General features: G+C 69.7%; 28 protein-coding genes. 12 read left to right on the top strand and 16 right to left on the bottom strand.

Annotated elements, in window-relative coordinates; all coding sequences use genetic code 11:
• Window positions 1–12: 12 nt before the first annotated feature.
• The 5 genes from QR78_RS17480 to QR78_RS17465 all read right to left on the bottom strand — a co-directional run bounded on the left by QR78_RS17480 (window position 13) and on the right by QR78_RS17465 (window position 4,981).
• Window positions 13–837 (bottom strand): carbohydrate ABC transporter permease, encoded by an 825-nt coding sequence (locus QR78_RS17480; protein ID WP_048428825.1) that lies wholly within the window; start codon window positions 835–837, stop codon window positions 13–15.
• A complete protein-coding gene (locus tag QR78_RS17475) occupies window positions 834–1,766 on the bottom strand; it encodes a carbohydrate ABC transporter permease (protein ID WP_082171654.1) in 933 nt (310 codons plus the stop codon). The genes QR78_RS17480 and QR78_RS17475 overlap by 4 nt, the downstream gene beginning before the upstream one ends.
• Entirely contained in the window at window positions 1,766–3,103 is a 1,338-nt protein-coding gene (locus tag QR78_RS17470) for an ABC transporter substrate-binding protein (RefSeq protein ID WP_048428824.1), read from the bottom strand. Before QR78_RS17470 ends, QR78_RS17475 begins: the two co-directional genes overlap by 1 nt.
• A gap of 326 nt (window positions 3,104–3,429) precedes the next feature.
• Window positions 3,430–3,744: a hypothetical protein gene (locus QR78_RS34230; protein ID WP_125900990.1), complete on the bottom strand. Its 315-nt coding sequence runs from the start codon at window positions 3,742–3,744 to the stop codon at window positions 3,430–3,432.
• 88 nt (window positions 3,745–3,832) lie between these two features.
• Window positions 3,833–4,981, bottom strand: coding sequence for a sensor histidine kinase (locus QR78_RS17465; protein ID WP_048428823.1), 1,149 nt, complete (start codon window positions 4,979–4,981; stop codon window positions 3,833–3,835).
• Window positions 4,982–5,195: 214 nt separating this feature from the next.
• Between QR78_RS17465 and QR78_RS17460 the strand changes: the two genes are divergently transcribed.
• Complete coding sequence (locus QR78_RS17460) at window positions 5,196–5,402, top strand: hypothetical protein (protein ID WP_048428822.1); 207 nt, start codon at window positions 5,196–5,198, stop codon at window positions 5,400–5,402.
• A gap of 4 nt (window positions 5,403–5,406) precedes the next feature.
• Here the strand turns inward: QR78_RS17460 and QR78_RS17455 are convergent, their stop codons facing one another.
• Complete coding sequence (locus tag QR78_RS17455) at window positions 5,407–5,775, bottom strand: winged helix-turn-helix transcriptional regulator (RefSeq protein ID WP_048428821.1); 369 nt, start codon at window positions 5,773–5,775, stop codon at window positions 5,407–5,409.
• Between the two features lie 97 nt (window positions 5,776–5,872).
• Here QR78_RS17455 and QR78_RS17450 point away from each other — a divergent pair, with 97 nt between their 5' ends.
• Window positions 5,873–6,889: a zinc-binding alcohol dehydrogenase family protein gene (locus QR78_RS17450; RefSeq protein WP_048428820.1), complete on the top strand. Its 1,017-nt coding sequence runs from the start codon at window positions 5,873–5,875 to the stop codon at window positions 6,887–6,889.
• Between the two features lie 170 nt (window positions 6,890–7,059).
• Here QR78_RS17450 and QR78_RS36110 read toward each other — a convergent pair whose 3' ends face one another.
• From QR78_RS36110 to QR78_RS17425, 5 genes are all read right to left on the bottom strand, one after another.
• Window positions 7,060–7,509, bottom strand: coding sequence for a hypothetical protein (locus tag QR78_RS36110; protein WP_048428819.1), 450 nt, complete (start codon window positions 7,507–7,509; stop codon window positions 7,060–7,062).
• Window positions 7,510–7,653: 144 nt separating this feature from the next.
• On the bottom strand, window positions 7,654–8,034 hold the full coding sequence (locus QR78_RS17440) for a hypothetical protein (protein WP_048428818.1): 381 nt from the start codon (window positions 8,032–8,034) through the stop codon (window positions 7,654–7,656).
• A gap of 106 nt (window positions 8,035–8,140) precedes the next feature.
• Entirely contained in the window at window positions 8,141–8,356 is a 216-nt protein-coding gene (locus QR78_RS17435; protein ID WP_048428817.1) for a hypothetical protein, read from the bottom strand.
• Between the two features lie 137 nt (window positions 8,357–8,493).
• Window positions 8,494–9,714, bottom strand: a complete 1,221-nt coding sequence (locus QR78_RS17430) for an LL-diaminopimelate aminotransferase (RefSeq protein ID WP_048428816.1) — start codon at window positions 9,712–9,714, stop codon at window positions 8,494–8,496.
• Window positions 9,715–9,902: 188 nt separating this feature from the next.
• Window positions 9,903–10,289, bottom strand: a complete 387-nt coding sequence (locus QR78_RS17425; protein ID WP_244276351.1) for a hypothetical protein — start codon at window positions 10,287–10,289, stop codon at window positions 9,903–9,905.
• Between the two features lie 211 nt (window positions 10,290–10,500).
• Between QR78_RS17425 and phaC the strand changes: the two genes are divergently transcribed.
• Window positions 10,501–12,228, top strand: a complete 1,728-nt coding sequence (gene phaC / locus QR78_RS17420; protein ID WP_089504136.1) for a class I poly(R)-hydroxyalkanoic acid synthase — start codon at window positions 10,501–10,503, stop codon at window positions 12,226–12,228.
• A gap of 83 nt (window positions 12,229–12,311) precedes the next feature.
• Here phaC and QR78_RS34985 read toward each other — a convergent pair whose 3' ends face one another.
• From QR78_RS34985 to QR78_RS17415, 3 genes are all read right to left on the bottom strand, one after another.
• On the bottom strand, window positions 12,312–12,464 hold the full coding sequence (locus QR78_RS34985) for a hypothetical protein (RefSeq protein WP_158004052.1): 153 nt from the start codon (window positions 12,462–12,464) through the stop codon (window positions 12,312–12,314).
• Window positions 12,461–12,748 carry a hypothetical protein gene (locus QR78_RS33640; protein WP_089504135.1) on the bottom strand — a complete coding sequence of 96 codons (288 nt, stop codon included), beginning with the start codon at window positions 12,746–12,748 and terminating at the stop codon, window positions 12,461–12,463. The genes QR78_RS34985 and QR78_RS33640 overlap by 4 nt, the downstream gene beginning before the upstream one ends.
• Window positions 12,749–12,887: 139 nt before the next feature.
• A complete protein-coding gene (locus QR78_RS17415; protein WP_048428814.1) occupies window positions 12,888–14,183 on the bottom strand; it encodes an OmpP1/FadL family transporter in 1,296 nt (431 codons plus the stop codon).
• A 402-nt stretch (window positions 14,184–14,585) separates the two neighbouring features.
• Between QR78_RS17415 and QR78_RS17410 the strand changes: the two genes are divergently transcribed.
• The 6 genes from QR78_RS17410 to QR78_RS34225 all read left to right on the top strand — a co-directional run bounded on the left by QR78_RS17410 (window position 14,586) and on the right by QR78_RS34225 (window position 19,904).
• Window positions 14,586–15,470 carry a fumarylacetoacetate hydrolase family protein gene (locus QR78_RS17410; protein WP_048428813.1) on the top strand — a complete coding sequence of 295 codons (885 nt, stop codon included), beginning with the start codon at window positions 14,586–14,588 and terminating at the stop codon, window positions 15,468–15,470.
• Between the two features lie 61 nt (window positions 15,471–15,531).
• Window positions 15,532–16,158 carry a response regulator transcription factor gene (locus tag QR78_RS17405; RefSeq protein ID WP_048428812.1) on the top strand — a complete coding sequence of 209 codons (627 nt, stop codon included), beginning with the start codon at window positions 15,532–15,534 and terminating at the stop codon, window positions 16,156–16,158.
• 205 nt (window positions 16,159–16,363) lie between these two features.
• On the top strand, window positions 16,364–16,729 hold the full coding sequence (locus tag QR78_RS17400) for a septal ring lytic transglycosylase RlpA family protein (RefSeq protein WP_048428811.1): 366 nt from the start codon (window positions 16,364–16,366) through the stop codon (window positions 16,727–16,729).
• A 374-nt stretch (window positions 16,730–17,103) separates the two neighbouring features.
• On the top strand, window positions 17,104–17,343 hold the full coding sequence (locus QR78_RS17395; RefSeq protein ID WP_048428810.1) for a hypothetical protein: 240 nt from the start codon (window positions 17,104–17,106) through the stop codon (window positions 17,341–17,343).
• Window positions 17,344–17,858: 515 nt separating this feature from the next.
• Window positions 17,859–19,334 carry a methyl-accepting chemotaxis protein gene (locus tag QR78_RS17390; protein WP_048428809.1) on the top strand — a complete coding sequence of 492 codons (1,476 nt, stop codon included), beginning with the start codon at window positions 17,859–17,861 and terminating at the stop codon, window positions 19,332–19,334.
• A gap of 378 nt (window positions 19,335–19,712) precedes the next feature.
• The gene (locus tag QR78_RS34225; RefSeq protein ID WP_125900992.1) at window positions 19,713–19,904 is read left to right on the top strand and encodes a hypothetical protein; all 192 of its coding nucleotides are present in this window, start codon (window positions 19,713–19,715) and stop codon (window positions 19,902–19,904) included.
• Window positions 19,905–19,978: 74 nt separating this feature from the next.
• On the opposite strand, the gene QR78_RS17385 is transcribed toward QR78_RS34225, so the two are convergent.
• Together QR78_RS17385 and QR78_RS17380 are read right to left on the bottom strand one after the other, a co-directional pair.
• On the bottom strand, window positions 19,979–20,203 hold the full coding sequence (locus tag QR78_RS17385) for a hypothetical protein (protein ID WP_048428808.1): 225 nt from the start codon (window positions 20,201–20,203) through the stop codon (window positions 19,979–19,981).
• Between the two features lie 252 nt (window positions 20,204–20,455).
• A complete protein-coding gene (locus QR78_RS17380) occupies window positions 20,456–21,862 on the bottom strand; it encodes a phosphatase PAP2 family protein (RefSeq protein ID WP_048428807.1) in 1,407 nt (468 codons plus the stop codon).
• A 586-nt stretch (window positions 21,863–22,448) separates the two neighbouring features.
• Between QR78_RS17380 and QR78_RS17375 the strand changes: the two genes are divergently transcribed.
• The 3 genes from QR78_RS17375 (at window position 22,449) to QR78_RS17365 (ending at window position 25,363) form a co-directional block, all read left to right on the top strand.
• Window positions 22,449–23,225 carry a bacteriorhodopsin gene (locus QR78_RS17375; protein WP_048428806.1) on the top strand — a complete coding sequence of 259 codons (777 nt, stop codon included), beginning with the start codon at window positions 22,449–22,451 and terminating at the stop codon, window positions 23,223–23,225.
• Between the two features lie 9 nt (window positions 23,226–23,234).
• On the top strand, window positions 23,235–24,191 hold the full coding sequence (locus QR78_RS17370) for a Brp/Blh family beta-carotene 15,15'-dioxygenase (protein ID WP_082171655.1): 957 nt from the start codon (window positions 23,235–23,237) through the stop codon (window positions 24,189–24,191).
• 191 nt (window positions 24,192–24,382) lie between these two features.
• Window positions 24,383–25,363 carry an efflux RND transporter periplasmic adaptor subunit gene (locus tag QR78_RS17365; protein WP_244276356.1) on the top strand — a complete coding sequence of 327 codons (981 nt, stop codon included), beginning with the start codon at window positions 24,383–24,385 and terminating at the stop codon, window positions 25,361–25,363.
• The last annotated feature ends 9 nt before the right edge of the window (window positions 25,364–25,372 follow it).

Genomic DNA, 25,372 nt, shown 5'->3' with positions numbered 1-25,372 from the left:
CTCACCCCCCCTTCACCCCCCCTTCACCGCTCCCGCCGTCAGCCCGGCGACGATCTGGCGCTGGGCGAAGACCGTCAGAACCAGCACCGGCAGGGTGACGATCAGCGCTGCCGCGGCGAGCGGTCCCCAGCTCAACTGGTCGAACGAGATCATGTTGTAGACCGCGACCGGCAGGGTGCGGGTCTCGCGGCCGGCGAGCACGATGCCGAAGACGAAGTTGTTCCAGGAGAAGATCACCGCCAGGATCATCGCGACGGCGATGCCGGGCTTGGCGATCGGCAGGGCCACGTGGCGAAACACCTGCCAGCGGCTGGCGCCGTCGACGACGGCCGCCTCTTCCAGTTCCATCGGCGTGGTCTCGAAGTAGCCGATCATGATCCAGATCACGATCGGCACCGTGACGACGAGATGGATGATGATCTGCGGCCACAGCGTGCCCAGCAACCCGAGCCACTGAAAGAGCAGGAAGAGCGGGATGAGGTAGGACAGGCCCGGGGTGATGCGGGCGACCAGGATCACCACCGCGGCCTTGGCGGCCTTCATCCGGGCGATGCCGTAGCCCGCCGGCACCCCGACGAGGAGCGCGAGGAATGTCGCCGTGCCCGTCACCAGCAGGCTGTTGACGAAGTAGGTCGAGAACCGGTTCGATTCGAGGACGTCGATGTAGTTCTTCCAGGCGAAGCGCTCGGGGATCAGCACCGGCGGATAGGCGGCATTGTCGATCTCGTACTTGACCGAGAGCGACAGCATCCAGACGAAGAACAGGATCACCGGCGAGACGATCACCAGGACGGAAAAGAGCAGGGCGGCCTGCCGGAGGAGCCAGCGCCAGTTCATGCCACCGCCCCTTGCGTGCGCTTGCGGACCACCAGCAGGGCGGCGGCGAGCGCGATGATGAGGAGGAAGAACACCACGGCGATCGCCGAGCCGTAGCCCACGTCGTAATAGGCGAAGGCGACGCTGTAGAGGTAGATGTTGATCGTCTCGGACGCCGTGCCGGGTCCGCCCTGCGTGATCGCGAAGATGATGTCGAAGCTCTTCACCGCGTCGATCATCCGGATCATCGCGGCGACGAACAGGAACGGGGCGACGAGCGGCAGGGTGATGTGCCGGAACATCTGCCAGATCGAGGCGCCGTCGATCTGCGCGCTCTCGTAGGGCTCGGTGGGGAGCGCCGCGAGGCCACCGAGCACGATCAGCATGACGAGCGGCGTCCATTGCCAGGTCTCGACCAGCACCAGCGAGGGGATCACGGTCGCCGGGTGAAAAACCCAGAGCTGGGGCGGGATGCCGACGAGCGAGAGGAGATAGTTCAGCACCCCAAGCTGGGGGTGGAACATCATGGTCCAGACGAGCGCGATGGCGACGGGGGTCGCCATCATCGGCAGGATGAACACCCCGCGCAGGAAGCCCCGCAGCGGGAACTTGGCGTGGAACACGCAGGCCGCCAGCGTGCCGAGGATCAGCGGCAGCACCACCGAGAGCGCGGTGTAGACCAGCGTCTGCCACACCGCGTCGAGGAAGCGCGGATCGGTCGGGAGCCGCGCGTAGTTCGACAGACCGACGAAGGCCGGCGCCGCGCCGACCTTCCATTCGTGCAGGCTCATCCACAGGGTGAAGGCCCAGGGAAACACGATCACCCCGACGACGACGACGAGGGCCGGCACCACGAAGGGCCAGTAGCCCGGCGGTTGCCAGCGGGCAGGCGCGGCCGCGTCGGCCGATGACAGATCGTCCGCGGGCGATACGAGGCCGGCCCGGGCCATCAGGCCTTCTCGCTGCGTTCGAGGATCGGGCGGTACTGCTCGGCCGCCTTCTTCAGCTCGGCCGCCGGATCGGCCCCCGACAGGGTGGCGGTGACGGCGGAGCCGACGATGTCGCGGAACTCCGCCACCGGCACCACGACCGGCAGGCCGAGCTTGCTGATCTTGGCCGAGCCGATCGCCGAATCGAGCCATTCGCGCGGCATCTTCACGCCCTGCTGGACCTCCGCGTCGCCCAGGATCGAATCGCGGAACGGTACGCCGCCACCGGCCTGGAGCAGGCGCGCGCCCATCAGCTTCGAGACCGCCCACTGGCAGTAGAGGTAGCCCGCCTCCTTCTTGGTGCTGGCGGCCGCCACCCCGATGCCGTCGCCGTAGGTGGCGGCGGCGTGGTCCGCCGGGCCCTTCGGCACCACGGCGTAGCCGACCTTGCCGACGACGCGGGAGGCGTTGGGATCTTCGAGCGGCGGCGCCCAGCCGACGCCGTCGAGCCACATCGCGGCGCGGCCCTGCGTGAAGGCTGCCATCGACTCCATCCAGTTGAAGCCGACGACGCCGGGGGGCGCGGTCTTGGTGAGCAGCCGCTGGTAGAGCTTCGTCGCCTCCACGGCCTCCGGGCCGTCGATCAGCAGGTTGCCCTTGTCGTCGAGGAAGCGGCCGCCATAGGCGAGGAAGAACGCGCCCCAGAGCGCCATGTTGGCGTTGCGCAACCCCCGGCCGACGAAGCCGTAGGTGCCGGCCTTCGGGTCGGTCAGGGTCTCGGCCGCCCGCATCATCTCGTCGAAGGTCGTCGGCAGCGCGACGTTCTTCTTCTGAAAGAGTTCCTTGTTCCAGTACAGGATGAAGTAATCGACCGAGAGCGGCAGCGAGCGCATCTCGCCGTTCGGGGTCTTGGCGTATTGCAGGCCCGCATTGCTGAAGTCGGCCTCCTTGAGGGAGGGCTCGGTCAGGGCCGGGTCCTTCATGAACCCGGAGAGATCGGCGAGCCAGCCGGCCTTGTCGAACTGGCGCTTCTGGACGTGGTAGCTCAGATGCACCACGTCGAAGCTCGGCCGGCCCGAGGTCAGCTCGATGACGATCTTCTGGCGTTGCTGCTGCTCGGGGATCACCTCGGAGGAGACCTTGATCCCGGTGAGCGCCGTGAACTCGGCCGCGCTGCGGTGGAGCAGGTCGCCGCGGGGACCCTTGATCAGGTTGACCTCGAGGGAGGTGCCGGCGTGCTTTTTCCAGTCCACGGCGGCGAAGGCCGGCCGCGTGCCGATCAATCCGAGGCCGGTCGCAGCGGCGCCGGAGGCCAGGAGGCTGCGGCGGCTGGGACCGCTGCGAAACGTCTCGCTCATCGTTTCCACCCTTGCGATTCCGCCCGGATCTGGCGCCGGGCTGGTTCGGGGCGGGGCCGGTCTTCCGGTCCCCGGGGCGCTGCGCCGCGTGAATTGGCGTCGCGGCGCGGCAGCGCTGCCGGTCGAGCCTAGTGCAAGTGATGAGGCGGTGGGAAGCGGCTCGCTGCGCAGAACGTAGGAAAAATCCGCGAGCGAGCGCTGTGCCGAAAGCCAATCAGCCTGGCATCACAGCGCTTATCGACGAAATAGATGCGGGCCCATCATCGAAAATTACGCAAGAATATACCTTATAAGATTTCATGATTGCAATGCATCTACAATATCTTCTAACATCCGGGTAAACCATAGCGTGATACCCCGGCTCGCTGCAGCGCTTCGTCGATCTTCTCAACTCGGCGTTCGATTTTTGTAGACTCGACCGAAATCGAATCCTGCCCTTCACTCCATGTGCTCTCTTTTGCAAGGCCGTTGATGAATTTTTTATAACAATCGCTCTCGCTTTTTGCGATCGTGGTCATCTCAGGCGAATGCCGACCTTGATGAGAAGGTGCAAGAAAATTGCGGCCTATCAACATGCCTACGGCGAGCACTGCCAGCAATTCGATTGCCTTGAGCACGACGCGCAATCGATCGACGTTCATTCTCTCCGAGCCTCCGCGTGCAGGATCGCAGTCCGTCCGGCATTCCGTCGATAACATCGAAGGAGGAACGGCCGATCAGGACCTTACCCTACGCCTTGCCGAGATCCAGCGTCAGGGCGAAGCACGCCCCGTCCGTTCCCGTGACCGTGAGATCTCCGCCGAGCTGGCGCGCCAGGCCGTGGATCACCCGCATGCCGAGGCTGTGACGGGCGGCGGCCGCGTCGAAGCCCTCCGGCAGGCCGACGCCGTCATCCGACACGCTCAGGCGCACCCGGCCCTCGTCCCGCGCCTCCGCCTCGACCCGCACCGGGCCGTGGCCGTCCGGGTAGGCATACTTGATCGCGTTGGTGACGAGCTCGTTGACGAACAGCCCGAGGGGGATCGCGAGGTCGGCCGGGATCGGCATGGCGGGGGCCCGGCAGGTGATGGCGTGGCCCGGCGCGCTCTCGCGCAGCTTCTCGCACAGGCTCTCGAGAAAGCCCGACAGCTCCACCGCCGCGAGGTCGGGCTGGCGCCAGAGCTGGTCGTGGACCTGGGCCACCGCCTCGACCCGCGAGCGGGCATCCGCCAGGGCGTCGCGCGCCTGCTGGTTCTCGGTGGTGCGGGCCTGGAGCGAGAGCAGCCCCGCCACGGTGGCGAGGCTGTTCTTGACCCGGTGGCTCATCTCGCGGGTCAGCAGCTCCTGCCGGTCGAGGGCGGCCTGGAGCCGGGCCTCCGCGCGCTGGCGCTCGATGGCGCCGCCGAGGAGATTGGCGAAGCCCTGCATGAAGGCGATGTCGGCCTCGTCGAACTGGCCCTCGCGGGTGTCGTCGACCTCGAGCACGCCGAAATCACCCTGGCGGTTGCGGATCAGCACGTTCAGCGCCCGGCGCACGCCGTGATCGGCCATCAGCTGCGGGGTGCGGAAGCGGCGCTCGTTCTCGAGGTGGTTGGAGATCACCGGCTGCCCGGTCTTGAGGGCGTAGCCGGCCGGCGAGGCGAGGTCGGCCCCGACATGCGCCTGGCCGACGACGTTCGGCCCCCAGCCGACGCCCGCGATGACGAGCAGCGTGTCCTGGCCGGGCTTGTACTCCAGCGCCTTGCAGAACTGCGCCGACATTCCCTCCGCGCACAGCTCGGTCGCCCGCTGCAGCAACTGCCCGAGATCGTCGGCGCGCAGCGCCTCGACACCGAACTCGGACAGGATCTTCTGCTGATTCAGGCGGTAGTCGAGGTCCGAACGGCTGAGTTCCGCCATCGTGCGAGATCCTGTCCTTTCCCTGCGACAGAAGCGGGAGATCGTCCTGGCCGGGGGCCGAGCGTGGCCGGCCCCGATCCTGCCAGAGGGCTCATGTCTGCGCGAGCCGGTCAAGCGCATCGATGGCATCCGGCCGGGGACGGCGCGGGCCTGTCGGTGCGCCGCGCGGCTCCCATATGGTGCAGGGCCGTTCCCAAAGCAGGAGTGCGGGTCCGTGCTGCGCCTCGTCGCCCTCGGCATCATCCTCGCGGCCGCTGCGACGATCCTGGTCGTCGCCCTGCGCCCGCCCCTCGTCCGGGCACAGGAGGACGCGTATTGCCGCCCTCCCCTCAAGTTCGCCGCCGGTGCCTGCGTCGCCCGATGCCCGGCGGGCTACGAGGATCGCGGCCAGACGTGCGTCTTCCGCAGCCTGTCGCGCTGACGCCTCAGGCGGCCTCGGTCTCTGTGGGGAGCGCGGCATGGGCGTCGCCCCAGGCCTTGAGCGCCCGGATGACCGGCTCCAGGCTGCGGCCGCGCGCGGTCAGGCGGTATTCCACCCGGGGCGGCACCTCGGCGTAGACCGTGCGGTGCACGAACCCATCCGCCTCCAGTTCGCGCAGCTGGTTGGTCAGCATGCGCTGGGTCACGTTCGGCATCCGGCGGCGCAAGCCGTTGAAGCGCAAGGCCCCATCCGGCGCCTCCGCCAGCAGATGGTAGAGGATCACGCCCTTCCACTTGCCGTCGATCAGCTGGAGCGTCGCCTCGACGGCGCAGCCCGGGCTGCAATCCAGGCTGCGGTGCCGAATGCGGGCCATGACGGTATCCTTTTCGACACTATGGGCGTTTCATGTGCGTTCTTGCGCGTGATGAAGGTAGCGGTCATCTCGGCTCCAGTCATCAAGGAGCCCGCCCATGCGCGCCGTCGGTTATCAGACCTCCCTGCCGATCGAGGACGAGGCCGCCCTCCAGGACATCACCCTGCCCCGCCCCGAGCCTACCGGCCGCGACATCCTGGTCGAGGTCCGGGCGGTCTCGGTGAACCCCGTCGACACCAAGGTGCGCCGCCGCGCCGCACCCGAAGCCGGCGCCTGGAAGGTCCTGGGCTGGGACGCCGCCGGCATCGTCGTGGCGACGGGCCCGGAGGCGACGCGGTTCCGCCCGGGCGACGCGGTGTACTATGCCGGTGCCCTGGAGCGCCCCGGCACCAACGCCGAGTTCCATCTCGTCGACGAGCGCATCGTGGGCAGGAAGCCCGCCTCGCTCTCCTTCGCCGAGGCCGCCGCCCTGCCGCTGACCGCGATCACCGCCTGGGAGACGCTGTTCGACCGGCTCGATGTCCGCAAGGCCGTGCCGGGGGCCGCGAACGCGATCCTGATCGTCGGCGGCGCCGGCGGCGTCGGCTCGATCGCCACGCAGCTCGCGCGCCAGCTCACCGACCTCACGGTGATCACCACCGCGTCGCGGCCGGAGACGATGGCCTGGAGCCGGGACCTCGGCGCCCACCACGTCGTCGATCATGGCGCCGCGCTCGCCCGGCAGGTTGCCGATCTCGGGCTGGGCGCGCCGGGGCTGGTCTTCTCGACCACCCACACCGACACGCATCTCGCGGCGATCGCCGAACTGATGGCGCCGCAGGGCCGGCTCGCCCTGATCGACGATCCCGCGACGCTCGACGTGTCGCTCCTCAAGCGTAAGAGCCTGTCGCTGCACTGGGAGTTCATGTTCACCCGGCCGATGTTCGGCACGGTCGACATCGCGGCCCAGGGCGCGTTGCTGGACGAGGTGGCGCGGCTCGTCGAGGCCGGGCAGCTGCGCACGACGCTCGCCGAGCATTTCGGGCCGATCAATGCCGCGAACCTGCGCCGGGCTCACGCGCGTCTCGAGAGCGGCCGGGCGAAGGGGAAGATCGTGCTGGAAGGGTTTGCCTGAGGGCTTCTTCGGTCGAGATGGCCGGACGGAAAACCCTCCAAGGGGATCCCGGGTTCTAGCCTGCGGCGAGCCCCCGGGATCGCCTTGCGGTTCGGGACCGCGAGCCACGCCTCTGCCTGGCTCGCCGCGTCCCGTGGCGCTCAGCGCGTCACTCCGCGCATCGGCATCACTCAGCGCATCACTTGCCGATACGCGCGGTGATGCATCGTCGCCTTGGCGTGGGAGCGATGCTTGACACCGTGGCGCACCCGCACGGCCCGCATCCGCGGCGCGTAACCGGGCTCGCCATAGTAGCCGGCCGGCGCGTAGCCGTAGCCCGGATTCTGGTACTGGTAGGCGCGCACCGGCCGCATCGGGGCCTGGATCGCGTCGTAGGGGCCGTGGCCGGTCCGGGCGCGGTAGGCGGCGCCGGCGAAGTCGCCGGGCGTCGGCGGCGTGCCGGGCTGCGAGAAGCTGGTCTCGGGCCGATAGGCCGGGCCCCAGCCGATCTCGTCGTCGCCGGCCGGGTCCTTGCCCGGGAAGCCGGTGACGTAGCCGACGCTCTGGGCCGCGGCCGGCAGGGCCGCCGCCAGGGTGGCGAGGCCGGCCAGCAGGCCCGCCGCGAGAATGCGTGCACGCATGGAACGTCTCCTTCCTAAGAAGATTTCGCCTAAGCAGATTTCGCCGAAGTGGACACCGGTTCGGCGGCAAAAATCTGCGACACAACAAGAACCTAAGCGGGCGAAGCGTTGGCCTGCCAACGCACGTCTGCTGAGAGGGTGGGATCAGTAGGGGCGGCTGCCGAGGACGTAGTCGGCCATGCGGGGCCGGCGGTTGAGCGGGCCTTCGCTCACGCTGTCGCCGTAATAGCCGAAGCCCGTCGGTCCGAAGCCGCCGCCATTGGTGACGGCGACGACCGGCACGGCGCGGATCGCCACGAGGCCGCTCGCGCCCACCGGCAGCGGGCCGAGGACGGCGTCGGGAGACATTGGCAGCACGACGGGGCCGGCCGCGGCGGCGCGGTTGTAGATGTCGGGCTCCGCGACCGGCGGGCGCACCCGCACGGCGAGCGGGGATTGCGCCGAGGCCGAGTTCGCGACCATGGGGCCCGAGAAGCAGGCCAGGGCGGCGAGCGGCAGGATGAGACGACGGACCACGCGGGGCATCCTCGGTGATGGATGCTGGTTAACGCGCGGAAAGCCGCCCCCGGTTCCGGGGCGCGGCGAGCTGTCCGGGTGGCTCTGAAGAGTCGGGCTGGTTCGCGCCCGCGTGTCAGCCCTTGGTGCGGACCACGACCTCGCGCTCGCGCCGGATCCGCTCGCACTCGGCCCAGTAGCCGTTGAGGAGCGCCGGGGTCGAGGAGCAGCGATAGGCGATGTCGGGGCTCGGGGCCGGGACGGGGTCGCGGGCGATGATCGGGTTCGGCGCGCAGGCGGCCGGGAGGGCGGCCGCGGCGGCGAGAACGACGAGCTTCAGCGAGCGACGCATCGGATACCCAGTGTGGAGCGAAACCTTGGCCGCACCCTGACGCTCCGTTCCGCCCGGATCAACCCGGCGCGGCCGAGGCGACGATACGGGGATGCGATTGCGCCTCCCCTGTCGCCCCCCGGCCACAAGTCGTGGCGTCAGCCGACCTTCTGCATCGGCACCACGTTGTGCAACGTGCGATCGGCGTTGTCGAAGAAGCGCCGGATGTTGCGGGCCGCCTGGCGGATGCGCTGCTCGTTCTCGACCAGCGCGATCCGCACGTAATCGTCGCCGTGCTCGCCGAAGCCGATGCCCGGCGCCACCGCCACGTCGGCCTTCTCGACGAGCAGCTTGGAGAATTCGAGGCTGCCGAGACCCCGGAAACGCTCCGGGATCGGCACCCAGGCGAACATCGAGGCGGACGGGACCGGGATGTCCCAGCCGGTCTTCTGGAACGCGTCGACCATCGCGTCGCGGCGGCGGCGATAGGTGGCGCGCATCTCGTGGATGCAGTCCTCGGGGCCGTTCAGCGCCGCGGTGGCGGCGACCTGGATCGGCGTGAAGGCGCCGTAATCGAGGTAGGACTTCACCCGGGTCAGCGCCGCGAGCAGCCGCTCGTTGCCGACCGCGAAGCCCATCCGCCAGCCGGCCATCGAGAAGGTCTTGGACAGCGAGGTGAATTCCACCGCCACGTCGATCGCGCCCGGCACCTGCAGCACGGAGGGCGGCGGGTTGGCGTCGTCGAAATAGACCTCCGCGTAGGCGAGGTCGGACAGCAGGATCAGCTCGTGCTTCTTCGCGAAGGCGACGAGGTCGCGGTAGAAGTCGAGGGAGGCGACGTAGGCCGTCGGGTTCGAGGGATAGCAGACCACCATCGCCACGGGCTTGGGGATCGAGTGCTGCATCGCCCGTTCGGCCGCCGGGAAGAAGGCCGGGGTCGGCTCGGCCGGGACCGAGCGGACCACCCCGCCGGCCATCAGGAAGCCGAAGGCATGGATCGGGTAGCTGGGGTTGGGCACCAGCACCACGTCGCCCGGCGCCGTGATGGCCTGCGCCATGTTGGCGAAGCCTTCCTTGGAGCCGAGCGTGGCCACAACTTGCGTGTCGGGGTTGAGCGCGACGCCGAAGCGGCGCTGGTAATAATTCGCCTGGGCGCGGCGCAGGCCCGCGATGCCCTTCGAGGCCGAGTAGCGGTCGGTACGCGGCTTGCCGGCGGTCTCGACCAGCTTCTCGATCACGTGGCGGGGCGCGTCGAGGTCGGGGTTGCCCATGCCGAGGTCGATGATGTCGGCGCCGTTGGCGCGGGCGGCGGCCTTGATCCGGTTGACCTGCTCGAAGACGTAGGGAGGCAGTCGCTTGATGCGGTGAAAATCGGTCATGGCCGGGTCCTGGATCGGCGCCGCCGCTGCGACGCGCGTGTCACATACGCTGTCTAGAGGGGTTTTGGGGCAAGAGGAAGATTGGCCGGGCCGGGGCCGGTCTGGGACTTAAGCCTCAACCGGGCCGTGTCGCTCCTCTGCGTCACTCATCCGGGTCACGCGCGGGTCACGCGCGGGTCGCCCGCGGGTCACTCGGTGGGCGGAAGGGCCGGCGGCATCTTGGGCGGGGCCGGCGGCTTGACCGCGCCGCCGACCTTGGCGGCGTCGCGGCCCTTGGCCTCGTTGCGCTGGCGGCTCGCGTCGAGCTCTGCCTCCAGCGCCTTCACGCCGGCAGCCGACTTGGCCCGGGTTTCGCGAGGCGGGGCGGATTCGCCGACCGGCAGGAAGTCGCCGCCCCCGCGGCGGGACTTCTCGACGAAGTCGGGCGCGGCGACTTCCTTGGGGCCGAACCCCGCCGACTTGGCGGCGTCGCGGATGCCGGCCCCGTCGAGGACGCAGCCGCCGGCGGACAAGCCGATGACGACGAGTGTCGCGGCAGTGGCGAGACGGGTCGAGAGAGCGGGGAAGGCGGGCATGGACGTGGCGGAACCTTGCGCGAGGGCAGCGTGGCGGTGAGGAAACCGGGTCCGGTCATCTGGCGCAACCGGCGGTTTGAGATGATAGTTTGTCCGAAAGGCGGCCTGTCGCGGCAGGCCGCAACAAGGGAGGAGAGAGCGCGTGACGTCTTCTGAGAGAGGTACGGCGCCGGTTGCGGATGTGGAGGCCCTGTCGCGCAATGCGGGCCTGATGACCGAGCAGTTCAGCCGGGCGCTCGCCGCCTACGCCAAGCCCCTCGAGGAGGGCAAGCCGAACACGGCGCTGGCCGACTCGGTGACGGAGGTCGTGCGCACGCTGGGCACCGTCGCCGAGAAGTGGTTCACCGATCCCCAGAAGGCGATGGAGGCCCAGAGCCTGATCGGCGGCCAGTTCCTGGCCCTATGGGGCTCGACCCTGCAGCGGATGCAGGGCGAGACGGTCACCCCCGTGGCCCTGCCCGATCCGAAGGACAAGCGCTTCGCCGCTCCCGAATGGACGTCGAACCCGGTCTTCGACTTCCTGAAGCAGGGCTACCTCATCACGACGCGCTGGGCCGAGATCATGGTCGACGAGGCCGAGGGGCTCGACGACCATACCCGCGCCAAGGCGCAGTTCTACGTCCGGCAGATCTCGGGCGCGATGTCGCCGTCGAACTTCCTGGCGACGAATCCCGAGCTCCTGCGCGAGACGTTTCGGGAGAACGGCGCCAACCTCGTGCGCGGCATGAAGATGCTGGCCGAGGACGTCGAGGCCGGCGGCGGCGAATTGCGCGTGCGCCAGACCGATCCGGGCCAGTTCAAGGTCGGCGTCAACATGGCGAGCACCCCCGGCGAGGTGGTGTTCCGCAACGACCTGATCGAGCTGATCCAGTACGCGCCGCAGACCGAGACGGTGCTCAAGCGCCCGCTGCTGATCGTGCCGCCCTGGATCAACAAGTTCTACATCCTCGATCTGAACAAGGACAAGAGCTACATCGGCTGGGCGGTCGCCCAAGGCCTGACGGTGTTCGTGATCTCCTGGGTCAACCCGGATGCGCGCCACGCCGCCAAGGACTTCGAGAGCTACATGCGCGAGGGCATCTTCGCGGCGCTCGAAGCCATCGAGAGGGCGACCGGCGAGCGCGAGGTCTCGGCGGTGGGCTACTGCGTCGGCGGCACGCTGCTCGCCGTCAGCCTCGCCTACATGGCGGCGGTGGGCGACGACCGCATCGCCAGCGCCACCTTCCTGACCACCCAGGTCGACTTCACCCATGCCGGCGACCTCAAGGTCTTCGTCGACGAGGCCCAGATCCGCTCGATCGAGGCCGGCATGAAGGACCGCGGCTACCTCGAAGGCGCCAAGATGGCCAACGCCTTCAACATGCTGCGGCCGAACGACCTGATCTGGCCCTACGTCGTCAACAACTACCTGAAGGGCAAGGCGCCGCTGCCCTTCGATCTCTTGTACTGGAACTCCGACGCGACCCGGATGCCGGCCGCCAACCACTCGTTCTACCTGCGCAACTGCTACCTCGACAACAAGTTGTCGCGCGGCGAGATGGTGCTCGGCAACGTCCGCCTCGACCTCGGCAAGGTGAAGGCCCCGGTCTTCAACCTCGCGACCCGCGAGGACCACATCGCCCCGGCCCTCTCGGTTTTCGAGGGCTGCCGCGCCTTCGGCGGCACCGTCGACTACGTGCTGGCGGGCTCGGGTCACATCGCCGGCGTGGTGAACCCGCCGGCCAAGCCCAAATACCAGTACTGGACCGGGGGTCCGGCCTACGGCACCCTCACCGACTGGATCGCCGCCGCAACCGAGCATCCGGGCTCGTGGTGGCCCTACTGGCTCTCCTGGCTCGAGCACCAGAACAACGAGCGGGTCCCGGCGCGCCAGCCCGGCGGCGGGGTGCTGCCCTCGCTCGGGGCGGCGCCGGGAACCTACGTGCTCGAGAAGGCGTGAGGTGAGGCAAGCCCTCGGGACTATGGTCCCGGGGGTTTCGCGAGCGTTCGATGCTCGTCGATCGACCCGGTTGGGCCCGGGCGTCAGCTCAAGGCGGCGCCCCGTGCCTGCCGGGTTTCGCGTTCGAGGTCCCGCTTCAGGCGGGCCATCTGGCGCTCCTGCCGCCGAACGGCGAGGTACCCGATCCCAACCGCGACGATGGGGACGATCACGGCGAGGGCCGCATATTCGTTCATGGGATCAGCCCTCTGAGAACACGTCGTGCAAGATAATGTAGGAACGCGGAGCCTCCGAGCCAACAGGCGATGATGACTACCAGCAGCCACCACTGAACCTGGTTCAAGCCGCTCACGCCGAAGAGCCAACCGGTCAACGGCGTGGCTGCGCCAACGGTGAAGCAGGCCGTCGACGCTCGGTCGAGGTTGTTCGCAAACAGTTTCGCGGTCTCGTTGGCGACGAGCTTGCGATTGTCGGCAGGCGACGGCGCGGAGGGCCTGTCACCCGGTGCCGTGTCTTCCAAGGCTCCCGATCCCTCTTATCCGCCGATCCACCGACGCGGGTCGAAACGCACGGTCGGAAACAAAAAAACGGGGCCGCGATATCCACGGCCCCGGGGGTCGGATGCGTTCGGGGTGGGGCGCCGAACCCACCCCTCCCCTTCAGTACTTGCGCACCAGCGGCACCGGGATCGGCGCCGGGGCCGGCGGGTTGTCCCAGCGGTACTTCAGGCCGACCGAGACGATGTCGGCGCTGGCGTCGGTGGTGGCCAGGAAGGCGAGCGGGGCGGTGTAGAGCGGCTCGCCCGGCACCAGCGCGATCCGGTTGCGGCCGGCGGCGAACAGGTGCTGGTAGGAGACGTCGAACTGGATCTTCTCGCTGTAGCGGTAGCTGGCGCCGACCGAGGCGAAGTAGCGGTCGCCGTCGGGCAGGCGAGTCGAGCGGTTCGAGTTGTCGATCGGCGACTGCTCGTAGGCGACGCCGACGCGGCCGGTCCATTGCGGGGTGAAGTCGTACTCGGCGCCCAGCGAGTAGTAGAAGCCGTTCTTGTAGTTGAGCGGCAGGGCCGTCACCGGCCGGCCGAGCGCCACCGAGACGATCGCCGGCGTGCCGATGCGGGTCCAGTTGTCCCACTCGAAGCCGAAGTTCAGGCGGAAGTCCCGGGTGATCGCCTGGGTCAGGCCGACCGAGACCTTCTCGGGCGTGTTGAGGTTCGCGCGGACCTGGCCGATGCCGAAGGCCGAGCCCTCGATCCGGTGGTTGATGGACGAGCGGTAGCCGACGCCGACCGTGGTGCCCTCCGAGAGCCGCGCGACCACGCCGGCGGTGAAGCCCCAGGCCCAGTCGTCGCCCTTGAGGAACGCCGAGTTCGCCAGCGGCGTGATGCCGGTGGCCTGGCGCAGGGTGAGCTTGAAGTATTCGAGCACCGGGCCGGCGGCGACCGACAGCCAGTCGTTGACCTTGTAGCCGATGACCGGATTGAAGTTCAGGGTGAAGATCTTGGACGACCGGCTGTAGGTCTGGCCGGCCCAGACCTGGTTCGGCTTGGTGATGAGGCCGAACGGCGCGGCGCCGGACAGGCCGAGATACAGCCGGTCGTTGATCTGGTAGTTCGAGTAGGTCGCCGGCAGCACCGCCGCCTGGCCGATATCGCCGGAGTCGCCGAGCCCGATCAGCGGCGGGAAGGTGCCGGTGGTCGGCGTGATCCGGGCCGAGGGAGCCACCAGGGTGGCGTTGAAGTCCGAGTTCCAGCCGGGCTTCATCGTGACAACGGCCGGGTTCCAGAACATCGACGACAGGCCGCCCGAGCCGGCGGCCGCGCCCGCGAAGGCGAGGCCCATCGCCTGGGCGCTCTGCTCGCGCAGGCCGAACGCCCCCGCCTGCGCGGCTCCGCTCGCCCCGGCGAGCAGCGCCACCGAGGCGCCGGCCAGCAGCGCCGTCCTCCCCAAACCCGTCATGACGTTACCTCGACCCCGAATTCGTAAGACGTGCCGCGTGGCTTCCCGACGCCCGCGGCTTGGGCGGAATGATGCGGTAGGAGGCAGCGGCTGCGCAATCCCGCCGGAGCGTCGACCACGACGCGCGACCTCGAGACGATGACCCGGATCGATTGCGGGTATCGCGAAATCCGGAAGTCGTTCGTGAGAATTTATTCGATGGCGCGTGCAGTGTCATGTATAGGCCGTGTCGGCTGATCCCGCGCGTTCCGACCCTCTCCGACACCGTTTCGCCGCAGATGTGACGAAACTGCAACGGGGACGTGCCGCGGGCGCGGAAGTCCCGGCTTGCGGCGGTGGCGCGCCGGCGCCAATGTCCCGGCCCGACGGGGCTCCGGCTCGGATGAATGGGGGAGACGCGCGATGAAGCTTGTGCGCTGGGGCGAGAGCGGGGTGGAGAAGCCGGGCCTGATCGATGCGGCGGGGAAGATCCGCGACCTGTCGGGCGTCGTCCGCGACATCGCCGGGCCGGCGCTGGCCGCCGACAGCCTCGACTCCCTGCGCCGCATCGATCCCGCGACGCTGCCGGAGGTGCCGGCCGGCACCCGGCTCGGGCCCTGCGTCGGCGCGGTGCGCAACTTCATCGCCATCGGCCTCAACTACGCCGACCACGCCGCCGAGACCGGCTCGCCGATCCCGGCCGAGCCGATCCTGTTCAACAAGGCGCCGTCCTGCATCGTCGGCCCGACCGACACCGTGATCCTGCCCAAGGGTTCGGCAAAGACCGACTGGGAGGTCGAGCTCGCCATCGTGATCGGCAAGCGGGCCTCCTATGTCCATGCCAACGAGGCGCTCGACTACGTCGCCGGCTACTGCGTCTGCCACGACGTGTCCGAGCGCGAGTTCCAGCTCGAGCGCGGCGGCACCTGGACCAAGGGCAAGGGCTGCCCGACCTTCGGCCCCCTCGGGCCCTGGCTCGTCACCCCCGACGAGGTCGGCGACGTGCAGAACCTCGACATGTGGCTCGACGTGAACGGCGAGCGGATGCAGACCGGCTCGACGCGGACGATGATCTTCGACGTGCGCCAGATCGTCTCCTACCTGTCGCACTTCATGCTGCTCGAGCCAGGCGACGTCATCACCACCGGCACGCCGCCCGGCGTCGGCATGGGCATGAAGCCGCCGCGCTACCTCAAGTCCGGCGACGTCGTCAGCCTCGGCATCGCGGGTCTCGGCGAGCAGCGCCAGGCCGTCCTCGCCTTCGACGACTGGACCGCCAAGGTCGCGGCCGGCGAGCCGACCAACTGAGCGACGTCCGGCCCGCGACGCCGTCGCGGGCCGCCCCTTTCCCACGAAGGTTACCGCGGCCGTGAACGTCCTCGTCGTCGACGACCATCCGATCGTGCTGCAGGGCTGCCGCCGCGTGCTGGAGGATGCCGGCGTCGAGACCGTGCACGAGGCCACCGGCATCGCCGCCGGCTACCGCCGCTTCCGGCGCCACCGCCCCGACCTCGTGGTGGCCGACCTGACGTTCCAGGGCGCGTCGCTGAGCGGCCTCGCGCTGATCCGGCGGATCCGGGCCGTGGCGCCCGAGACCCGCATCCTGGTCTTCAGCATGCACGACGACCCGGAAATCGCCGTCCGGGCGATCGAGAGCGGGGCGACCGGCTACGTCCTCAAGGACACCGCGTCGATGGAGCTGCACACCGCCTTCGAGCGGGTGCGCGACGGCGGCACCTATGTCGCGCCCTCGCTCGCCGCCGAGGTCGATCGGCTGCGCCGCGAGGCGCCGGCGGCCCCGCCCCTCACCCCGCGCGAGCGGCAGATCCTCGAGCGGCTCGGAGCCGGCCGCTCGCACGGGGCGATCGCCGAGGAACTCGGCCTGAGCTACAAGACCATCGCCAATGCCTGCACGCAGCTGCGCCGCAAGCTCGGTGCGCGCACCCTCGCCGACCTGATCCGCATCGGCCTGCGCGGCACGGCCCGGACCCCGTGAACCTTGGCCGCACCGTGGCAAGACGCGGCCCGGCGGGGCCGCCGGGTTTGATCGGCCAAGACAGTTAACGATCGTAAACCCTGTCGGTTCCCGCAATTGGCGTGGTCGAATATACGCAAAGTCTTCTCGTCTTCGACTGTTCCATAATGTCGCCTTCTTCAGTTTTATGTTGCGCGGCGTCAAGCAACAAAAACGGGAATGCGAAATGGTTTCGAAGGCAAAGCTGGCGATCATCGGCCTCGCAGCTGCGGGCGCCGTCGGAGTGACGATACAAGCCAGCACGCCCGCCGAAGCCCAGTCCGGCAAGGCCTCCTGGTACGGCCCCGGATTTCAGGGTCGGCGCACTGCGAATGGCGAGCGGTTCAACACGCACGCCCTCACGGCGGCTCATCGCCGTCTCCCCTTCGGCACCCGGGTCCGGGTCACCAACACCTCCAACGGCCGCTCCGTCGTGGTGCGCATCAACGACCGCGGACCCTATGTCGGTGGCCGGGTGATCGACCTGTCCCAGGCCTCGGCCCGGGCGATCGGCATCTCGGGCGTCGCCCGGGTGCGGCTCAGCCGCCTCTGAGACGCGATCCGGAAGACGTTGTCCGGATCTCGTCTCGCGAGCCGGCGCGGCGCCCGCGCCAAGCCGACATCCACCTCGCGGAGCGATCACCCGGATTTCGTCCGGGCATCCCTCCCCTTCGTCGCCGGACGGCCCCGGCGGGTTTCCCCGCGCCGTCGTCTTGGCGGAGGAGGCTCCTGGACGATCCAGCCACAGACGAGGACCGCATTGCCGGGAACGGCGCGGTCCTCGTCTGTCGCGAGATCTCGGGGTTACCCTAACGGCAGGTTGCCCGTACCCGCAAGAATGCTAAGTGACGCCACCGGCCGAGGCCTCGACGCGGCCGGGACCGGCCCGTCGTCGACCGCCCTCTCCTCCCTCTCACGGAGAACCCCGTGCTCCTGCGTTCCACCCTCCTCCTCGCCCTGACCACGGGCGCGGCCCTCGCCGAGCCCGTCGTGGTCGATCGCGCGGTGCTCAAGCAGTATTGTACCGGCGATTACCTGACCTATTGCGGCAACCTCTCGCCAGACGGGCCCGAGGTGCAGGCCTGCTTCCGTCAGAACAGGGCGAAGCTGTCCCAGAACTGCCAGTCCGCGATCACCAGCTACATGAAGGCGCAGCGCAAGGGCTGAGGCCGGAGCCGACCGACCGAGTTGCGCGGTCCCGGCGATCCAGGGCCGCCCCGGATCCGGGGTGGATCGCCGGTCGGGTCCGATCCATCGTCTGCCCCCGGATGGCGCCCCTCGTGCCGCGGTCATTCCAGACCGTTTCCCCGGATCGCTGCGCCGGGGACCAGTACGGCGAGGGCCGATGCGCCCGGGTGAATCCGGGCCGGCGGTGCCGGAGGTGCGATAGGCGCGCCCATCAAGGCGCGCCCCGCCCGATGCCGCAGGCCCGCGCACGCCGCGAAAGGGAGAGGCCGCTGCGAGCGGCGCGGCTGCGTAACCCAGGGTTGTGTGTCCGCCTCATGCGAACTCGTCGAACATGACGAGGAAGAGGCCGTCGTTTAATATGTGTCTTTGTCGTAGAGATCCCGAAGGCAGATTTTGTTTGCTGTTATTTGCTGGGTGAGGCGGGATCTGTCCTTCACGGTTCGATAAGGATCGGGGCGCATCGTCCCGGGCAAGTCCAGCAAGAGACGCACGCCGTGCCCCTCCTCCTGTCCCGCCACGCGGCCCTGCTCGCGGCCGTCGACCGTTCCCAAGGCCGGATCGAGTTCGATCCCTCCGGGACGATTCGCGACGCGAATGCGTGCTTCCTGGCGCTCACCGGCTACACCCTGGCCGAGCTCAAGGGTCGGCACCACCGCCTGCTGATGCCCCCGGAGGAGCGGGACGGCCCGGACTACGCCGCGTTCTGGCAGGGCCTGCGGCAGGGCCGGTTCGAGACGCGCGAGTTCCGCCGCATCGCCAAGGACGGCCGGACGATCTGGATTCAGGCCTCCTACAACCCGGTCCTCGACCGTCGCGGCCGGGTCGTCCGGATCGTCAAGCTCGCGTCCGACATCACCGCCCGCAAGGAGCGCGACGCCTACCTGGCGGGCCAGGTCGCGGCCCTGGACCGCTCGCAGGCGGTGATCCACTTCACGCCGGACGGCGTGATCACCGAGGCCAACGCCTCCTTCCTGGCGACGATGGGATATACCCGCGACGAGGTGGTGGGGCGCCACCACCGCCTGTTCGTCACGGAGGCGGATCGGGACGATCCGGACTACGCGGCGTTCTGGCGCGCTCTGGCCGGGGGCCGCCACCAGGCGGGCGAGTTCCGCCGCGTCGGCAAGGGCGGGCGGGAGGTCTGGATCTTCGGCGCCTACAACCCCGTGCTCGGCCTCGACGGCAAGCCCTGCGCGGTGGTGAAGTTCGCCACCGACATCACCCGGCAGGTCCACGATCGCGAGCGCCTGGCCTCCGGCCAGCGCGCGATCGAGTCGGACATCGCCGCGGTCACCCTGGCGGTCACGGACGTCTCGGACCAGGCCCGCGCCAGTGCCGACCAGACCGTGCAGGCGTCGGGCAGCGTCGCGGCGGTGGCCGCCGGCGCGGGGGACTTCTCCGCCTCGATCGCCGATCTCGGCCGCCACGCCGAGGAGGCCCGCACCGCCGCCGAGGCCGCGTTGCGGCAGTCCCGGGATGCCGGCACCATCGTTACCGGCCTCGCCCAGGCCGCCGGGCGGATCGGCGAGGTGGTCTCGTTGATCGGCGCCATCGCCGACCAGACCAACCTGCTGGCGCTGAACGCCACGATCGAGGCGGCCCGGGCCGGCGAGGCGGGACGCGGCTTCGCGGTCGTGGCCGCCGAGGTGAAGGAACTGGCCGGCCAGACCGCGAAGGCGACCCACGAGATCGGCACCCAGATCGCGGCCGTCCAGGGTGCCACCACGGCGGCGGTGACGGCCATGGAAGCGATCGCCGATTCGATCGGCCGGGTCAGCCACATCTCGGTCGGTGTCTCCTCGGCGATCGCCCAGCAGGCATCCGCCACCGATGCCATGACGGTGAACATGCGGAGCGCCGCCGAGGGCGTCGCCGCGGTGCATCGGACCGTGGAACGGATCAGCGGCGCGGCCGAGGCGGTCGACCTGTCGGTGCGCAAGATCGCGGATGCCGCGCGGGCGCTGCTCTGACACGATTTCCGGGAAAACGACTTCCGGAAACGGATCGCGAGCCCGCCCGACGCTCGAGTGGAGCTGCAATCCGCCTCACGAGGCAATCGATCGAATTTCGTCCGATCGTCGAGTCGGTCCCCGGACCGCGTCTCTCGTTCAGGCGCTCAGACCGAGCAGCACCACGAGGGCGATGCCGAGGGCGAGGCAGGAGCCGGCGGCGAGCAGCAGGGGCATCGGGAGACCTCCGGAACAACGGCGATGCGCACCGGGCTAGCGCCGGAGTGCGGCCTCTCCGTGACGATGCGGCAGCGCGGGCCGGACGGAGCGTCGCCGCGGCCGACTCGCCCCGGAAGCCATGTTCAGGTAGTATGGCTCCCGCGATAGACAGGGAGAGCCATGCATCTTGTCGTGACGGCCCATACTCCGGATGGGCATTTGTCCTACCAGCGGACCTCGCCGCAGGCGGCCTTGGAGAAGGCCGACGAGCTCGCGGCGGACGGCCACGAGCGCGTCGTGATCACCGACATCACCGGTCGCGACTACGAGCCCGGCGAGTTCGACAGCCTGTTCGTCAACCCGGGAAGCTGACGCGCGTGCCTTCTCCGCCGGCTCGCCGGAGATCAGGCACCGAACGTCAGACGCCTACTGTCAGGCGCCTACTGTCAGGCGCCTACTTGGAGCAGGCCGGCCTCGCCGGTCGCCGGGCGCAGGGCCGACGGCATTGGACGCTTGGGGAACGGAATGATCAGGCAGCCGTGCTCCGTCGCGTCGGCGTCGCGGTTTCGGGCCGAGCGCCGCACGGCGGCGGCGATCGCCTGCATCGCACGGGGAGAATAGCCGCGACGACGCAGCCAGGCCGGGATCGGGGAGGAGCTTCGCTTCGACATGGTCCGGTGAGCCGCTGCAGGGTTGCGATGGCTCAAGTTCAAACACGGATGCCCGGGTCGGGAAACGTCGCTGCGTCCCAGATTCTTGTCCCAGAATCCCAGGCTTCGACCTGTGCCCTTGAAGCCTGGTTCCCCCACCAAACATCATCGAGCCGGCTCCAGCGCCGGAGCGGTCGGGCCGGGTCGAGGCGGACCGGCGGACGGTCTCCCGTCCGCCGCGCCGACCCTGATGCATCCCGGCGGATCGGGCGCTCAGCGCCCCCCTCGCCTCTCGCGCGCCAGCTCCGAGGCCTTGCCGGCCGCTGCGTAGAGATTGAGCCGCGAATAGACCCCGAAGGCCGAGCCGTCGTCCAGGAAGCCGCCGCCCGGTCCCTGCGTCTCGGTCAGGATGGCGTTCGCCTCCGCGAGGGTCAGGGACGGGAAGGCCGCGGTCAGGAGATAGCCGGCCTCGGGGGCGAGCTTGCCCACGTCCTCGACCGTGTTGGCGGTTTCGGCATGGACCACCGGCAGGCCGTAGGTCTGGGTGGTGTCGTAGAAGGCGGCGTTGGCGGTGGCATCGCGGAAGCGGCCGGTATCGGTCGCCGCGCAGGTCGCCAGCGCGTCGCCGCAGGCGTCCTTCAAGATCCGGGTGAGGTCGGTGCGGGCCGTCTCCAGGGCGGCCCGGTAATCGGTGATCGCGACCGCGTCGTTGGTGGCCCGGCTCATCTCGCCGATCACCGCCGGGTTGCGGCGGATCTGGCCGACATAGGCCGGATCGTTGGCGAGCAGGTGGGCGACCGCGTGCAGCGCCACCGTGCGTCCGCCGAGCACGTCCATGGCGTAGTGGGCACCGACGACGATGCGGTCGTTGCCGTACTCGGCCGCCCGCACGATCATCTGCTGGTAGCGCTCGGGGACGAGGAGCGCGAGCACCAGGGACTCGGTGTAGCCGTAGGTGGTGTGGCCGCTGGGATAGGACGGGCTGTCGGTCAGGTTCTGGCTCGGCCCGTGCAGCCAGTCGAGGCTGTGCGAGCCCTGCCCGAAATAGTCGGCGCCGCGATAGGCGGTGAGCCGCGCCAGGGTCTGGAACGGGCGGGAATTGCCGTAGGCGTCGGCCCCCTTGGCGCCGGCTGGCCGGTCGTAGGCCTTGCCGAACACGTCCGTGACGCCGCCCTGCGTCTTGAGGATCGCCGCGGCCGCCTCCGTGACCGGCGCCTTGCCGTCGGTGGTGGCGTTCGCGAAGAAGTATTTGCCCGAGTTCGAGTCGGACTTGGTGATGTTGTTGGTGTAGCCGATCAGGTCGGCGACCGATTGCGTCACGTTGCCGAACGTCTTGTAATCGGTGTAGCGCGCCCGCTCCTGGTAGATCGCGCCGAGCCGGCTGCCGAGGCCGTCGGCGAGCTCGGTGGCGTTGCCGTCGGTGATGAAGCAGTCGCGCAGGGCGAGCTGCCGCTGCTCGTCGAAGGGCAGCAGGTAGGGTTGCTGGCCGGCGCCGGACTGGATGTCGCCGGTCACCCGCAGGTTCGCGGCGAGCGCCGCCCGCCCCGCCTCGGTCCGCGGCAGCACGCTCACCGCGGCGAGCCCCTTCAGGGCGGTGAGGTTCGTCGCGGTCTGCGCCGCCGCCGGAAGCGGCAGCAGCAGGCAGACAAGAGCCGCACCGTGAATCGTCGCCCTGCGCATGATGATCGGCCTCCCGCGGCACCTTCGCATGGCGGGGCCGCCCCGTTCTGTTGAGGGCGGCGCCGGTCGTCTGTCCAGTCCGACTCGCCGAGCCGCCTCGGATTTTCCGGAAAGCCCCGACGTCGTCGATGGGCAACGTCCTTCCCCGACGAGATCGAAACGGCGCCCTCGATCGCGCGCCCGCTGCCCGACCCGGCGCAGCGATCCTCCGGCGCCCGAGCCGGTACGACGCGCGGTGGCCGGCCGGCCCGTGATCGGGGCTTATACTTGTACTCCGTACGAGACATAGGTGGCGATCCGGGGAACACCTGCCATATTCGAATGCCGTGGGCGAGGAACGTCCATCTCCTCGATTGTCTGAAAATCCAGCGACATAACGGATTTTTTGAGCAGAAACATAAGAGAAACAATAATTGTGTTTTTAGATTATCCTGCGGCTTGATCGCAAATAAACTTGGGAACTGCGTCAGATTTGCCGCCTCACCGTGCGGAACTCCTTGGTCGAGGCCGTGTTGCCGTGCCGCCTTGCTGCTGTCCGTTCGGGACCGTCGCGATGGGTCTGGCTTTTCGAGCAACGGACGATCTGATGTCACCGCAATTCTGGCTCTGGGTCGGCTTCGCCGGCATGAGCGTCGGCGCCGCCCTGATCCTGTTCATCGGCAAGCGCCGCACCCCGGCCGAGGAGGCCGACACCATCATCCATGGCCTGGTGCCGATCATCGCCGCCTGCTCGTACTTCGCGATGGCGACCGGCCAGGGCAGCATCCTCCTGCCGGCCGGGCCGGATGCCGGCACCGCCACCCGGGCCTTCTACTTCGCGCGCTACATCGACTGGTCGTTCACCACGCCGCTGCTGCTGCTGGGCCTCGCCAACACCGCGATGCACAGCGGCATGCGCCGCCGGGCGGTCGTCGGCGGGATGATCGGCTCCGACCTGATCATGATCGTCACCGCCCTGGTCTTCGGCCTGAGCCAGCTGGCGTGGCTGAAATGGACTTGGTTCGCGATTTCCTGCGGCGCCTTCCTGGCGGTGTATTACGGGATCTTCGTTCAGCTGCGCGAGGAGAACGCCAGCGAGCGCGACGACACCCGGGCCGACTTCATGCGCAACGCCGTGTTCCTGTCGGTGATCTGGCTCGCCTACCCGGTCGTGCTGCTCTTCGGCGACGACGGCCTCGGCCTGCTCGGCCCGGCGCTCGGCCTCGGCATCATCGCGGTGCTCGATCTGGTGGCGAAGGTCGTCTACGGCCTGATGGCCACCGTCCACACCGCCAAGCGCGTCGACCGCGACCTCGCCGAGGGCAAGGATCTCACCCGGGGCAAGGCGGCGCCGGTGCGCCCCCACGTCGCGGCGGCCGAGTAGGCGCCCGCGATGCGCCGGCCCTCCCCGATCCCGGCGGCGGCCGGCGCCGATGCGCCGCGGATCCCGCCGCCGGTTCTCCGTCGCGTCACCCTGCGGGGGGCGGCATCCTGCCTGCTCCCCGGCGCCGCTCTCCTCCTCGCCGCGACCGCCCTGCTGCCGCGGGAGACGGGCTGGCTCGCCGTCCTGATCCTGGTCATCGGCCTCGGGGTTCCGCACGGCGCCCTCGACGGCGAGGTCGCGAAACCCTTGCTGCGCCCGCGCTTCGGCCGGGCCTGGTTCCCGGTCTTCGCCGCGCCCTACCTCGCGCTCACCGCCGCGGTGCTGGCCGCGTGGCGGCTCGCCCCCGAGGCGACCCTGGCGGGCTTCCTCGCCCTGTCGGTCCTGCATTTCGGCCGGGAGGATGCCGGGCCCGGCCGTCCGGTCGAGGCCCTGGTGCGCGGCGGGTTGCCGATCGCGCTCCCGGCGCTCCTCCGGCCCGACGCCACCGCCCGCGTCTTCGCGGTCGTGACCGGGACCGCGATGCCGGTGCTGCCGGCCTGGTGGGTGCTGCTCGCCCAGGCCTGGCTCGGCCTCGCGCTCGTCTGGCTGCTGGCGGCCCGGCCGGCGCCCCGGCTCCTCGCGGAACTCGCGGCCCTCGCCCTCGCCTTCCTGGTCCTGCCGCCGCTCAGCGCGTTCGGGCTCTACTTCGTCTGCCTGCACGCGCCGCGCCACATGCGGGCGCTCGCCGACGATCCCGCCCGGGCTCCCTCGGTCGACGGGATGGGGCGGGCGGTCGTGCTGGCGCTGCCGGTCTTCGCGCTCACGCTGCTCATCGGCCTCCTGCTCTGGCCGACCTACCCGCAGGCGCCGGGTGCCGGGCGGCTGCTCGCCCTGACGCTCCAGCTCCTCGCCGCCCTGACCCTGCCGCATCTCCTGCTGGATGCGTGGGTCGAGCGATCGGGGGCCCGGCCCGAACCAGACCGCTGACGCGACCCCGTGCTCCGGGCGGCAATCCGCGCTCAGCAGATTTCGCCGAAGTGGCTACCGGTTCGGCGCCGAAAATCTGCGACACGGCAAGAGCCCAAGCGGGCGAAGCGTTGGCCTGCCGACGCGAGTCTGCTTAGAAGCGGAGCCGTGACGGGGGAGGCGCGACGATGCGGCGGGCGGTGCTGTCCGGGATGCTGGCCGTGTGCTTGGGCGTTGGCGCGCTCGCGCCGGCCCGGAGCCAGGGGCCGGCGCGCGTCTCGTCGGAGGGCGGCCGCGTCGCCGTGCGGCTGACGGAAAAGGAACGCGCCCGCATCGGCGTCGTCACCGCCCGCCTCGCGGCCCAGCCGCACAGGATCGAGATCCTGGCCTATGCCAGCGTCCTCGATCCGGCCCGCATCACCGACCTCGCCAACAGCTATGCCGGGGCGGTCGCCGCCCTGCGGACCGCCCGGGCGCGGGCCGAGGTCTCGGCGGGGGCCCTGCGCCGGGCGAGGAGCCTCGGGGCGACGGTGGTGTCCGGGGCCCAGCGCGAGACGGTCGAGGGCACGGCCGCGACCGACGAGGCGGCGGTGGCGGCGGCAGAATCGCAGGTGCGGACCCTCGCCGCCACCGCCCAGCAGGAATGGGGATCGGTGCTCGGCCGGGGGATCGTCGAGCGGTCGTCCCTCGTCACCCGCCTGATCGAGCGGGCGGACCTTCTGGTGCAGGTGACGCTGCCCTCGGGCGAGGCCATGAAGCCGCCCCCGGCCACGGCCGCCGCCGAGGTGCCGCCGCAGAGCGACCGCATGACCCTGCGTCTCGTCTCGCCGGCGACGCGGGCCGACCAGCGCATCCAGGGCCTCAGCTACTTCTACCTCGCGGCCGGCGACAGCGGCCTCCTGCCCGGCATGAGCGTGCAGGCCTTCCTGACCTCGCCGCAGGAGGCCGTCGGGATCGCCGTGCCGGAGAGCGCCGTGGTCCACTGGCAGGGGCGTGCCTGGATCTACCGCGCCGTCGGCCCCGACACGTTCGCCCGGCACCCCCTCAAGCCGGACGCGGCGATCTCCGCCGACCGCTCCGTGGTCGACGACCTCGGCGAGGCGGCGGAGGTCGTCGTGACCGGGCCGCAGGCCTTGCTGACCGAGGAGCTGAAGGGCCAGGTCCAGGCCTCCGGCGACGCCGACGACGACTGAGCGCGCAGG

The sequence above is a fragment of the Methylobacterium indicum genome (assembly GCF_001043895.1).
Taxonomy (GTDB): Bacteria; Pseudomonadota; Alphaproteobacteria; order Rhizobiales; family Beijerinckiaceae; genus Methylobacterium; species Methylobacterium indicum.
This window is presented reverse-complemented; position numbering and strand designations above follow the sequence as displayed.